The organism is Tunturiibacter lichenicola (assembly GCF_051013355.1).
Lineage (GTDB): Bacteria > Acidobacteriota > Terriglobia > Terriglobales > Acidobacteriaceae > Edaphobacter > Edaphobacter lichenicola_F.
Genome location: NZ_CP132944.1, coordinates 4,142,342 through 4,154,614, shown reverse-complemented (window position 1 = coordinate 4,154,614; position 12,273 = coordinate 4,142,342). Strand labels below are relative to the sequence as shown.

Here is a 12,273-nt window from a genome sequence, read left to right as displayed (position 1 = left end):
AGTCGAAGTCTATTTTTTTAGCATCCAAGACGTGGTGAAGACTAAACTGCCTTTCGTTAGGAACCCCGACGTCTGACACACAATGCGGGAGACGCCGGGGCTGATAAGAATCAAGTAGCGGAGGCTAGAAGATCAATTTAGCTGCAAGTTGACCGACTCGATTTGTACCTGCGGAGCTGGTAGCTGTTATCGCATTAAACCCTCCGAAACCGAAGGTTCCGTTTGGATTGGCCAGGTTCGGATGGTTGAATAAGTTGAACGCTTCAACACGGAACTGCAAAGTAACCCTTTCTGTGAATGGAATATCGCGGAAGATCGAACCGTCTACCTGCACAAAGCCCGGACCGCGCAGTGAATCGAGTCCTGCGTTGCCATACGTTCCATTGGCAGGTAACTGGAAGGCAGAGGCATTGAACCATGCTCCGATCTGGTGTGGCGCCCCAGTGTTCGGGTTGCCGACGAAGTTGACACGCTGTTGTCCTCCGCCTGTATTTGCGATATCCGAGTTATTGCCACCATTGACGCCGTTCGCGGGGTTTATCACAGTGCCGTCGCGTGCGGCGATAATTCCGTTCACCTGCCAGCCACCCAAAATCCAGCTTGATGGACCACTCGTTAGGTACTGCCTACCTTTCCCAAAAGGAAGTTGATAGGTGGAGTTGAAGGTGAAGACCAGCGGGACGTCTAAACTAGTTGCCCCGTAATCTGCCCGGACGTTATATGGGTTCTGAATACATGACGTGTAAAAATCGCCGCATTGTGCAAGTGCCCGCGATTTGGACCACGTGAACGCAGCGTTGAAGGCCAACCCACCAGCGTAGGTCCGAGAAAGTTGTGCCTGCAGTGCTGAATACTTGCCTGTTCCTCCACTCTGAAGGTCGGTTCCCGGTCCTCCAAATACGGTATCGGGATAGACCTTCGTAGTGTTGGTGGATGGCGTTGCGAGGTTATATGGAACGGGATTGGTCAAATGCTCTGTTTGGGATCCGACATAGGCGAGCGAGAAGGTGCCGACGTGATCGAACTCTTGCTGCAGCTGTACGTTCCACTGATAGGAGGAAGCCGATTGCCACTTCGTATCCTGGAATCCGAGACCACCCAGCGGAAACGGACTGGCTGGCAACGTGGCAGTGCCCACAAATGGGTTCTGCCCTGAGTACGGAGTTCCATCTGGCTTATACGATATTCCTGCAACATTCAGTGTCTGAATACTTGCGTTTTGCGAGTAGCCTGAAGGCCAGGCTCCACGGTCCTGTTGTCCAACCTGCAACGGAAGTCCCCAACTGTCGATGCTACGTCCAATTCCGAGGCGCAGTGTCGTCTTGGGGGTGAACTGATACGCAAAACCCAGTCGTGGCTGGAAGCCGTTATAGTGCTTCGTCGTAATAGAGTTAGTCGACCCTATTGTGACGTTAGTTGGCAGCGGTCCAGCGGGCAGGTCTTGATTGCCCTTCACCACCAGGTATTGTTTGGTGTAGATGTCATAAACAGCAAGTCGATTATTAGCTTCCGTCATCGGCGCGTTATAGTCCCAGCGAAGTCCATAAGTCACCGTCAGTTTGGGTTTCACCACCCAGGTATCCTGGGCAAACGCGGTGGTTGTGTTTTGACGGAGATTGACGCCGGTATTGCCTAAAGCACGGGTAGCATCGATGGGCAGACTTAGCAGCATGCTAGCTACCGGATCGCCGCCTCCACCCAGATTTCCTGCCGTGGGATCGTAGGTCGGGCACGCTGTGAGAGCGGCAGGATTGCTTCCCGCGAACTGGCATGCTGCATTCCAGGTTCCCTTGTTCGAAAAATCCTCGTTGTTTCCGGACCAGTTGGTGTACATCGCCGTGTGGTAAAAGGAGCCTCCGAACTTCAGTGAGTGATGCCCCACCGTCTTCGACACCGAAGCGGTAAACTGCCAGATGTCCATGGGGCCGATAGGTCCTGCGCCATTCCAAAACCCGCTGTAGTTTCCACCTTGCAGGCCGTAGCCGGGCACGAGAGTAAAGGGGGTCAGCCCTGGATTCTTATTGAATCCTGCTCCGAGACCCGCTGCGGTAAAGAGAGCTTCCTGAGAGACTGGCAGAACGACGGCCTGGGGTATGTTCAGCGAATTGTAGGCAACCACGACATCACTCACCAAAGTTGGCGAGTAGGTGTGGACCCAGCTTCCCCCGGTGTTCTTGCCGTTGAATCCTGTCTCGAAGAGATTGCTGAGGTTAGCCGGAGACGTAAGGGTAGCCGAATTCTGGCTATATTTGCCCATGAGAATGTCTCTCTTCCCAAGGTTATAGTCGATGCGGGCGGTGCCCTGATCAGCGACCGTCGTTATGCCTGTAGTTGCAAGGTAGTTGTTGGTTCCGTTGACTCCGGGTGCAATGTTCGGCATCGGATAAATGCCGTTCAAATAAGCCTGCATGCCCGTATTGATGCTGGCGGTTGGAATCTTGTTACCGGGGAACGGGGACTCTGTCTGCGTTATCGGGTTATACGTCGACGGATCGTAGATCGTAACGGGTGCTGTGTTTCCCGGCAGAAGTCCGGTGAAATCACCATTGCGCTCAGCCGTCGTTGGAACGGTCGAGTAACTAGGCTGCGGCTGGATCAGTCGGCCGCCTTCGTAGTTCGCAAAGAAGAACAGCTTGTCCTTGATGATTGGACCGCCCAATGATCCGCCGAACTGGTTCTGATGGTAAGGAAGCTTGGGCTGAGGGGTCGCAGCAAAGTTTTTGATCTGAGTGTTGAAGATCGTATTGCGTACGAATTCATACGCTTCGCCATGAAGGCTGTTCGTGCCAGGCCGTGTAATCACACTGACAATGGCTCCCGTCGCCTGACCATACTCGGCTTGGTCGGTGTGCGATTGAGCTTTGAACTCTTGGATGTCGTCAATCGACGGGCTGAATGAAAAGCCGCCAAAGAATGGGTTCGAATCGATGATGCCGTCGACAAAGAACAGGTTGCTGCGATTGGATTGGCCATTGACTCCAGGGCTTGACGCACCTGCGCCAAAGTTCGGCGCCTTGCCAGTGTTCTGCGAATTGTCGATCGGCACCACACCAGGCGCCAGTTGGATAAGTTGAGAGAACTGGCGTCCGTTGAGTGGAAGATCTACCACTTGTCTCTGCGAGATCACTGTGCCCAACGTAGTGTCATAATTTTCAATACTCGACGAAGTAGTCGCAACCTCGACTGTCTGTGAGACATTCCCAATCGGCAACGTAAAGTTCAAGGTAGCGACTTGGCCCACTGTTAGCGTGACGTTTGTCTGTTTCACCATCTCAAATCCAACATGAGATGCTGTTATCACGTAGCTGCCGGGTTGCAGAGCCCCGAGGAAGTAATCCCCTTTCTCATCGGTTATGGTATTGCGGACGACGTCAGTCGCCGTGTTCCGAACGGCGATAGTAGTGCCGGGCACCACGGCCCCAGCGGGATCGACCGAAACTCCTTGCAACGTCGCAGTATTTACCTGGGCATACAAGTGGGCTGACGCAAGCATCGATACCACCAATACTGCGATGCCAAACCTTAGCATCGACACAGTTCGCCTGGATGAAGTTGTTCTCTCGATTTCAGCAGCGGGTATTGGCTGCAAATATCCTTTTATCGTGTTCTGCGTCATTCCCGTCACCTCAAATGAATTCATCACTGTCTTTTATCGAAGACCAGGTACTTGAACTGATGAAATAGCTCAGAAAAGGCTCACCAGATCTTTTCTTTCTGGTGGAGACATAGCTCCACCAAAGGTTCTATCGGAATTTCAGGTAACGTTTACTCTTACGAATACACAGATGTCAAGGAATTTTCGTCTGCGATGGTTTTATTCGATAACTTTGGGATAATTTGCACAAAAAGCCATGCTTTGACCTAACCGCTCAGCAAGGCCAAAACCATGCTTTCGAACCGCTTATTCCCTACTTTTCTGGGATTCACGGTCCATCTCCAGCAGCGCCCTCTTAGCGTCGACGGAGTCCGGTTGGAGCCTCAGTACGGTGCGAAATTCTTCAGATGCTTCATCGGTACGGCCTAGCGCAAGAGAGATTTTGCCCATCGCCAGATAAGGATCGACATCGTCAGGCACTACGAGCAGAATCTTCCGATACTCCAACCGTGCACGATCCAAGTCTCCAAGTTGCTCATAGCTGTGGGCCAAACGAGACCGGACGTCGACTGCCGCAGGTGATAGCGCCAGCGATCGCAATAACTCCCCTATGGCTCCCAGCAAGTCTCCATTCGCACTTAGCTGCTTCGCAAACACAAGATGCTCAGCCGCCGTGTCTGCAAAGGCGCCTGCCTTCGGCTGCAATGCGGGCATAGCGGCATCGGTCGCAGGCGGCATTTTCATCTCCGACCGTGTGAGTTGCAACTCCGCCTGGATGCGCGGATCGGATGGAGCAAGGCGGTCAGCCCAGGAGAGTGACTCCAGCGCACTCTCTGGCTTTCCTTGCAGTCGCTGAACTCTTCCCAAATCAAACCAGGGCTTTGCCTGCCCGGGTAACAGCGATATCGCCTCCGTCAACTGCTGGACGGCCCCGTTCCTGTCTCCCCGATCGGCAAGAATTAGACCGAGATTGTAATGAGGAACACCATAGTCTGGCCGGAGCAAGATCGCCTTTCGTAATGAGCTCTCCGCTCCCGCCATGTCGCCCTTCGACGCCATCTGGAGAGCCAAGTTGCTTAGCTGCGAGGACTCGACTGCGTCGGGTTCGCGTCTGCCTAAAAGAACGGCCTCATCGAACTCAATCTTAGCTTCGGTTGGCCTCTTTAATGACTGGAGGACCCGCGCCAATCCATAGTGGGCATCCTGCAGATCAGGGTTTAGGCGCAAGGAATTTCGCAGCTCTTTCTCCGCCTCCTCTCCCCGGCCCAAGCGTAAAAGGAGCTTGCCCAATGCACTGCTTGCCTCCGCGTAACTTCCTTTTGCCGCGATCGCCTCTCGATATTGCTTTACTGCATCTTCGAGCCGGTTACTGTTCTCTAGCGCGATCGCTAAATTAAAGTGAGCCGATGGCAACGACGGTGCAATACGTACCGCCTGTTCTAGTTCAGAGATCGCCAGATCCGTCTGCCCTGTAGCAGTCAACCCAACACCAAGGTAAGTGGATGCCTCCGGGTAGTCGGGCTGTATCTTCAGGGCCGCGCGGAACTCTGTTATCGCGGCAGGCCAATCGAGTTTGCTTTTCGGGTTGGCAACGAGGGACAGCCCAAGCATGTAATGCGCTTTCGCAAGATCCGGCTGCAATTGAAGTGTGTGTCGAAATGCCTCTTCGGCTTTTCGGAAGTCCCCAAGCTGTCCGTAAAGTTCCCCCATCTCGTACCATCCGGCTGGATTCCTCGGCTCAAGGTGAACTGCAGCCTCAAGATCTGCCTTAGCCGTTGAGAGACTACCCCGAGTGAGCGCTTCAGTCCCCTCGCGCATATAGTCCGCGTAGCTATTGCGCTGTGCCAGAACCGAGGTAGCCCAGAAGATCGAAGCAACAAGAGCCAAAGACGCCGTAACAAGGCGCTCGCGCCGATCCGCTACATATCGTCTATTTCTTTTTATCTCGGACCGCATCAGATACTCCAAAAATTGAGGTGCGACGCGGACGACCGTGAAAAAAAAGAGGGATTGGAAACATCGATGGTGTTCCGACCTAGACTGGGTTATCAAAACAATTCATATTACAGCGATTCCCTCTACAGTAACGGCTTCCAGTAAGCAACCCTCGCTAGAAATCTTCAATTTGGCCATGCAGAATCGGCATAAACTACTTCAAGATTTCGATTTCTCTTTTATGGCCACGCCAGACCGATCCGACACCCGCTCGTTCGTGGTGTCCACGCCAAACCACGCTAATCTCGCGGCAGAAGGACCGATGTCTTGATCCAAGTGAAGTGATCTTCGCTTCCTGTAGAAAAATGCAAGGTAACCGGATACCCTTGAGTGAGATGCACATTACATTCGACCTAACCAGGTGTCACTGAACCGACGAGCGCTCCCGAAGGCGCATCAACACTTTCGATTCCGTATCGAACAAAGAGCTTCATCGTTTGGTCCACCTTCGAACTGATCGTCACGTCTATCTTTCTTCTCTTTAGATCCCATGCGAGATTGTCTATTGTCGCCTGAGTGCGGCTCACGACCCCCCTTTATGGTTCCTTCTGAGAGCGAATCAGGTGCCGCCGGCAGCAAACCTATGACACCCGGCCTGGAATAGACCAGCATCTCCATAATGAGTGCGAGGAGAGCTCCTTGCGGATCGGGGAAGGAATTGCATAGGGATTATGCATCGTAGTCAGACTCGGGTTGACGTAGCCCTGCTCAAGAATCTGTTTCGAGTCGAAGTTGACCAGGTACGAATCCTTCAGTCTTGCTGCAGCCAATCCCCGATGCAAGATGCCGTGCGCTGAATCATTTCCTTGCGCTCGTTTCCGTGACGCAATCGAGGCCGCTCTGGCGAGTTCTGGAGTAAAGCCTGGAGTGAACTCATCCCCAGGCCACGCGCCATAGAGATGAGAGACGTGCCGATGATCCTGGTTCTCTTCGAGGGTCGGCCAGGCCCACTCCTTGAGTGCACCATCGGTATCCAAAAGATACGGGGGCAGCTTCGCTAACATAGCCTTCCAACGCGGAATTTTCTTCAGAATTAATTCCCAAGACCTGTGACGCTTCGATGACGTGTGTCAAAACCTCCCTGCATATAGAGATATCCATCGTCGCGTTGATAACGGCTGGAGATCTCTCTGAATTACGGGGGTAATTTTCCGGAGAGTAAGAAGGACGAAGATATAGTCACCGTTCTTATCCGTCTCCTTCAGATAGTCTTCATAGAAGAGTGCAAGCTCTCTGAGTCCAGGCGCTACGTACCTCATAAAGTGCTGTTGTCCTCCATTCTCATTTGTCATCGCCGTTATTTCGCTGAAATCCCCATCGCTCATTCATCGAGACATAGAGGCAGTATCGAGCGAGGTCACTCTGCGGTAACTTTAACTAAGGTGCTGGCATGTGGACGCAGCGATAGGTGGATTGCGTCAACGTCTTTCGCGTCCGTGTGCAGCCAGAGGTCGCGTACGGTGGCCTTGGAAGCAGTGACCCCAACTGATGTCCACGGAAGGTTGATGTCTTTCGCGGTGTCACCGATATTGAAGATCGCCACATACTTGGACTTAGAGCCGGGAACATCTGCTGTCCAGGCGACAGTGGCGCCCTCGCGAAAAGACTGGTGTCCATTGTCACTGTGCTGATTGACGTCCAGCACCTCAGGATTCGTGAGGATCTCAATCGTGAACGGATCACTTGACGGAATATCGCCTCCCAACATGAGCGGAGAGCGGAAGATGGACCACAGCGACATCAATGTGTACTGTTCATCGTGAGTCAGCAGACTCGCCCGGTCGTCCCCGCGTTCCGCGCGAATTCCAATGTGACCAAGAGGAAGCATGTCGGCATCGGGCCAGCCATTCGGATGGACCTTGCCCTCCCAGTTCTTCATCAGCTCGAACTGCTTCTTCACATCGATCCAGCGGTCCCAGAAGTCGTTGGAGATGCGCCATAGCTGCGCGTTCGCTTTCAGATCTTCATACTGATCAACAGGAGCAGGTCCAGGCGACAGGCTGAGAACAATTGGGCGACCGGTCTTCCTGAGTGCCACACTGAGGGCGTGGATCTCGGGGCCACGATATGGGCGGCTCATGTCGTCGGCTTTGACGTAGTCCACTCCCCAAGAGGCATAGAGTTCTGCGATGGAGTCGTAATAGGCTTGCGCACCGGGCTTGGACATATCTACGCCGTAGGTATCTTCCATGTCCTTCCACTTACAGACGTTGACTTTGTCGGCTACATCCGCAGCATGGAACTTCGTGCCTTTGATGGGCAGGTTCTTCTCCACGGCTTCGCGGGGAATTCCGCGCATGATATGAATGCCAAACTTAAGCCCTTTGCTGTGCACATAGTCGGCCAGAGTTTTGAAGCCTGCATCGTTCGCCGCGGATGGAAACCGATTCGGCGAAGGGACGAAGCGACCATATTGATCCATCGTGACTTCACCTCTGGCAACGTATCCATGCGATTTTGCCTTGGGCTGATACCACTCGATATCAACAACGATGTACTGCCAACCGAACTGAGCGAGCTTCGCAGCCATGGCATCTGCATTTGCCTTAACTTCATCTTCGCGGACCGTGGGGCCGAACGAATCCCAACTATTCCAACCCATAGGGGGTGTGGGAGCCAGCATCTTGCTTGGGGAGGCTGCAGGACTACAAAATGCGGTCGCGGTGTAGGCGGTCAACGCCAGGATGCAGCGTGAGAATACACGAAGAGAAAATTTCATTCGATAGTCCTTCTTAATCAGTAGAAAAAAATCAAACATTGCACAATGCCTAAGTAATCGTTTACTTTGATGATCAATGACAAATAGCGGATCTATTCGGTTCTTGTCAAGCAGAAGCTCTTTCAAGCACTCCTACCACGCAGTTCGATATCTGACTCAGGGGTAAGCATGGACTTCGAAACATCGCGACGACGCTTTGTTGCACTGCTCAGTTCAGAACTGGCCTCAGCGCAGATCGAACGCAATGCATTAGCTCAGACTCAACCTTCATCATCGCCAACACTGAAACCTGAGGCCAAAGATGTGTTGATCTGGTTCGAGCGACCCGCCTCTGAATGGGCTGCCGCGCTGCCGGTTGGCAACGGAAGGATTGGCGCGATGCTATTTGATACCGTACAACAGGAACGCATCGCGCTCAATGAAGACACGCTATGGTCTGGAGCGCCGAGAGACTGGAACAATCCTGACGCAAAAAACCACCTGCCTGCTATACGAAAGCTGATTCTCGAGCAGAAGGACTATCAAGCAGCAGATCACGAATGTCGGAGAGAATGCAGGGACCCTACAACCAGGCATACCAGCCACTCGGCGACCTTCTGATTGACTTCAGCATCCGGATACGGTCCATAACTATCGCCGCTAACTAAACCTTGATACCGCTACCGCAAAGGTTACGTACGAGGCCGCAGGCCGGAAAAGCTCCGAGCGAATCGGCTCCCAACTATCTCTTTGCGCCTGGAACACCCTCGCAAAGCATGGGTTCCATCAGTGCCAACTCCGGGTGGGGCAACACACCCGACGGAACCGCAAGTTCCAAGGGCGAGACCGTCGATGAGCGCAGTGGAAGTGGAAGCACAGGCCGCATCAGATCGGCTTGCTGAGAACCCCGTTCAGTACAGTGACGTTGAGGGCGTCGATCACGCTGCGCGATCGGCAATCCATGACATCGGCACTCCGGTGTCTCCGATCTTCTTTAGAACAGAATCGCTGCAGCTTAGGATTGTGTTTCCAACTTCGGCAAAACCATACCCCGCGTAATACATGAGAAAGCGATCCTCTTTCGTGAGGCTCTCCAGAAGCTCAGAAACTCGATGCTCGACGGTGTTCTTGGTCGCCTGATGACTCCAGGAGAACGCAGTCAACTTCATAACCTAGTTCCTGAAGGGCTTCTCTCATGCCCTTCGCGTCCGCTTCCGCGTATCGGACGGGAGAGATGCCTGCCGTCATATATTGCTCAATGCCGACGATCAAAGCGTAATCTGCCATCTTTCCTCTTGAAACCAGGGATTGTCTTGTGTGGAATCTGGGTAATCCCCCTGACTATATGGGGTCGGGTTTCCCGGAGGTCTCGGGCAGGGCAGTCAACACGGCATCATGAACCGGCCTAAGTTGGACCACTATGAGTAGGAGTTATAAGCTCATCGCTCAACGTCTGTTGCAGGGCAGAATGGCCTTTGCCGGACAGAAACGTCCTGAACAGGTCGTCGCGAGAATTATTTCTTGCCACTCTCAACTTCAACAGCCACAAAACACCCACCCTGACAAAATAAAATAGGCAGCCGTTTTTGGCTGCCTTGCATTACATTGATTCTAATGGTGCTATGGCTCCTGAGGTAGGACTCGAACCTACAACCCTTCGGTTAACAGCCGAATGCTCTGCCATTGAGCTACTCAGGAACGTTACAGAACGCGAGAGGCATACGCGCCTTAACAGTTATAACAAATACAGATAAGTGGGTCAAAGAACCAAAATTGAGCTATCCAATGACTTCATCGGTAGAACGATCTGCTGAAATGGATTCGCCCTTAGTCAGCGCGAGGAATTGGTGAAGCTCGGCACTGTCGAAGATTTCTATGGGTACAAGAGGACGGCGATGTTGTAAGCCGTAAATGGAGTGTTTCGCGGGAGGGCGCAGGCACCGACTACGGCTTGATGATATTTGCCGGAGGTCAGCTTGATTTTAAGTTGGCTGGGAATTTCGTTCAAACTTCCGGCGGTGTAGCGCATGATGAACCAGGGTTGGTGGGAACCCGCGTAACCAGTGGACATTGTGCAGGTTTCGCGAGCGTCCTTTGTTGTCTCTGCTATGTGTATTCCTGAGCGCGCGATGATGTCGGCGACGGTGCGCTCTTGCTGGTTGAGAGTGATCGTTTCGACTGTGCGTGCGAAGTCTTCTACTGCGAAGAGTTGGTTATCGCGGGTAACGATGGCGATGCCGATGGAGTCGACGTTGGGATCAAGCAGATTGGCGCGGTGGCCGGGTGAGTGCATCCAGAGATTGTGGATGATGACGGAGGTGGGGGCTTCTCCTACGTTTTCCGTGATGAGGCTGAAGTGCGCGCCAGCATTGGCGCCGCGGGCTGCGAGTTCGGGTTCACCGTCGAATTGGTGAGATATTTCTTCGTGATCGGCCATCTCGCGGGCGTGGACTGCGGAGGCTTCGGCGAGGACGGGATCGAAGTGAAGTGGCGGAAGTCCTTGATTGGCGCGGTCTTCGTTCGCTGCTGCCAAAAGATATTGCTCGGCTACGGTGAGGTTTCTTCCGGTGTCGAAGCTCTGCGATCGCAGGGCTGGGGTCGATAGAAACAGTAGAGTAGCGAGTGCCCAGAAGGGCGATTCTAGCAATTGAATCAATGACTTGACGCGCGGAGTACGAGGAGCCGGCATGAACGTGATTCTAGGTTCGGGGTGCCGGGCTGGGTAATACAACTTTCGGGTGAACATTAGGTTTCTCTTATCTACCTATCGACTGTGACGGTGAAAAGTTGACTGGACGATGCCCGGAGATTAGATCTTTTGCCAGAAAAAATCTGGCGTGGGAGAATCTCGTTTTTGCTGGGGGTTTTGGCTTTTTGTCGTGTTTTTTGATGGTGAAATCGTGGTGAGTTTGTGGTGGTTTGCGTGGTAAACGTGGTGCTTTGCAGCACACTTTTTGAGCGCTGAGAAATACGCCACGTTTTACAAGTTTATTTTCGGGACGGCCGGAACCGAGTGGATCATTTTGAGACAGTTACGTTTGCTTGTCGGCTCGACTAAGTCTTGAGGTCGGGTAGGCGACTGCGGTGACGGAGCATGAGGGCGAAGAGTTTGCGGGCGTCCCAGTAGCGGGGGATGTAGCGCTTCGGTTCGGCGAAGGAGCGGAGGAGCCAGCCGAGGTAGTACTTGTCGGCCCACACGGGGATGTGGACTTGGTCGCCGCTGAGGAAGGCAATGGCAGCGCCGATGCAGTGGATGGCAGGACGGTACGAGAGGTTGCGCTTGAGGTAGAGGCCGAGCCGCTCCTGGGTTCCACCGCCGATGGTGACGATGACATGTTGGGGACGGAGTCGGTCGAGGCATTCGATCAAAGCAGGATCGTCGATGGGTGCGTTGCCGTACATGGGCGCCATGTAGATGTGGTCTTCGGGGATGGTGATTCCCTGCCCTGCCAGCCAATCCAGATTGCGTTTGGCGCTGATGGGGCTGGCCATGATCCAGAAGGTGTTGCCTGGTGTGCGGATGTCTGGCTGGAGGAGAAGCTCGCGGAGATACTCGAGGCCGGAGAGACGCGTGATCTGGGTGGATTGGAGCCGGTTCCAGATGAGAACCATGAAGGCGGAGTCTGTGATGGCGAGATCCGCGTTGAGTAGGGATTCGCGATAGTCGCGACTGCGGTCAAGGTCTTTGAGCGCTGGGGCCGCGGGAACGACGAGGAGACCGCCGTTGGTTCGCATGATGTCGATGGCTTCCTTTGCGGAGCCGTCGAAGAAGTCGATGCCGAGGATGCGGTGATGGTTGGGGGGAGTTGTCGCCATGAAGAGATCTGTTCGTCTCTTATCTTATTTCGACACACGAAGGATGAATAGCCGCCAATTCTTGCGACGTCACCTTATAACTACCTACCAGCCGACTTCTGAGGGCTGATTTCGCTCGTCGAAGATTCATATGCGATTTGTCCTCCAGTGAGATGATGGCTCGATTACT

At 53.5% G+C, this 12,273-nt stretch carries 9 protein-coding genes, 1 tRNA gene and 1 pseudogene; 1 reads left to right on the top strand and 10 read right to left on the bottom strand.

Annotated features, from left to right (window positions below; translation table 11 throughout):
• Positions 1-124 precede the first annotated feature (124 nt).
• The 5 genes and pseudogenes from RBB82_RS17430 to RBB82_RS17410 all read right to left on the bottom strand — a co-directional run bounded on the left by RBB82_RS17430 (position 125) and on the right by RBB82_RS17410 (position 8,309).
• The gene (locus RBB82_RS17430) at positions 125-3,529 is read right to left on the bottom strand and encodes a TonB-dependent receptor domain-containing protein (protein ID WP_433972016.1); all 3,405 of its coding nucleotides are present in this window, start codon (positions 3,527-3,529) and stop codon (positions 125-127) included.
• Between the two features lie 372 nt (positions 3,530-3,901).
• On the bottom strand, positions 3,902-5,551 hold the full coding sequence (locus RBB82_RS17425; protein ID WP_433972015.1) for a tetratricopeptide repeat protein: 1,650 nt from the start codon (positions 5,549-5,551) through the stop codon (positions 3,902-3,904).
• A 620-nt stretch (positions 5,552-6,171) separates the two neighbouring features.
• Positions 6,172-6,612 carry a glycosyl hydrolase family 95 catalytic domain-containing protein gene (locus RBB82_RS17420; RefSeq protein WP_433975400.1) on the bottom strand — a complete coding sequence of 147 codons (441 nt, stop codon included), beginning with the start codon at positions 6,610-6,612 and terminating at the stop codon, positions 6,172-6,174.
• A gap of 10 nt (positions 6,613-6,622) precedes the next feature.
• Positions 6,623-6,751 (bottom strand): annotated as a pseudogene (locus RBB82_RS17415) (hypothetical protein); the annotation flags it as partial.
• Between the two features lie 196 nt (positions 6,752-6,947).
• On the bottom strand, positions 6,948-8,309 hold the full coding sequence (locus tag RBB82_RS17410) for a glycoside hydrolase family 27 protein (protein WP_433972014.1): 1,362 nt from the start codon (positions 8,307-8,309) through the stop codon (positions 6,948-6,950).
• Positions 8,310-8,477: 168 nt separating this feature from the next.
• Here RBB82_RS17410 and RBB82_RS17405 point away from each other — a divergent pair, with 168 nt between their 5' ends.
• Complete coding sequence (locus RBB82_RS17405; RefSeq protein ID WP_433972013.1) at positions 8,478-8,909, top strand: glycoside hydrolase N-terminal domain-containing protein; 432 nt, start codon at positions 8,478-8,480, stop codon at positions 8,907-8,909.
• Positions 8,910-9,226: 317 nt separating this feature from the next.
• Here RBB82_RS17405 and RBB82_RS17400 read toward each other — a convergent pair whose 3' ends face one another.
• The 5 genes from RBB82_RS17400 to RBB82_RS17380 form a co-directional block, all read right to left on the bottom strand.
• Complete coding sequence (locus RBB82_RS17400) at positions 9,227-9,457, bottom strand: hypothetical protein (protein WP_433975467.1); 231 nt, start codon at positions 9,455-9,457, stop codon at positions 9,227-9,229.
• The gene (locus RBB82_RS17395; RefSeq protein ID WP_433975399.1) at positions 9,390-9,536 is read right to left on the bottom strand and encodes a hypothetical protein; all 147 of its coding nucleotides are present in this window, start codon (positions 9,534-9,536) and stop codon (positions 9,390-9,392) included. Before RBB82_RS17395 ends, RBB82_RS17400 begins: the two co-directional genes overlap by 68 nt.
• 375 nt (positions 9,537-9,911) lie before the next feature.
• Positions 9,912-9,986 (bottom strand) — tRNA-Asn (locus tag RBB82_RS17390).
• Positions 9,987-10,161: 175 nt separating this feature from the next.
• Positions 10,162-10,977: a CAP domain-containing protein gene (locus RBB82_RS17385; protein ID WP_433972012.1), complete on the bottom strand. Its 816-nt coding sequence runs from the start codon at positions 10,975-10,977 to the stop codon at positions 10,162-10,164.
• Positions 10,978-11,342: 365 nt separating this feature from the next.
• A complete protein-coding gene (locus RBB82_RS17380) occupies positions 11,343-12,104 on the bottom strand; it encodes a WecB/TagA/CpsF family glycosyltransferase (RefSeq protein ID WP_433972011.1) in 762 nt (253 codons plus the stop codon).
• Positions 12,105-12,273: the final 169 nt, after the last annotated feature.

Excerpts from the sequence above, each read along its gene's own strand:
- RBB82_RS17430 (WP_433972016.1), bottom strand. The coding sequence starts at position 3,529 with ATGCTAAGGTTTGGCATCGCAGTATTGGTGGTATCGATGCTTGCGTCA.
- RBB82_RS17425 (WP_433972015.1), bottom strand. The coding sequence starts at position 5,551 with ATGCGGTCCGAGATAAAAAGAAATAGACGATATGTAGCGGATCGGCGC.
- RBB82_RS17410 (WP_433972014.1), bottom strand. The coding sequence starts at position 8,309 with ATGAAATTTTCTCTTCGTGTATTCTCACGCTGCATCCTGGCGTTGACC.
- RBB82_RS17405 (WP_433972013.1), top strand. The coding sequence starts at position 8,478 with ATGGACTTCGAAACATCGCGACGACGCTTTGTTGCACTGCTCAGTTCA.
- RBB82_RS17400 (WP_433975467.1), bottom strand. The coding sequence starts at position 9,457 with ATGAAGTTGACTGCGTTCTCCTGGAGTCATCAGGCGACCAAGAACACC.
- RBB82_RS17395 (WP_433975399.1), bottom strand. The coding sequence starts at position 9,536 with ATGACGGCAGGCATCTCTCCCGTCCGATACGCGGAAGCGGACGCGAAG.
- RBB82_RS17385 (WP_433972012.1), bottom strand. The coding sequence starts at position 10,977 with ATGCCGGCTCCTCGTACTCCGCGCGTCAAGTCATTGATTCAATTGCTA.
- RBB82_RS17380 (WP_433972011.1), bottom strand. The coding sequence starts at position 12,104 with ATGGCGACAACTCCCCCCAACCATCACCGCATCCTCGGCATCGACTTC.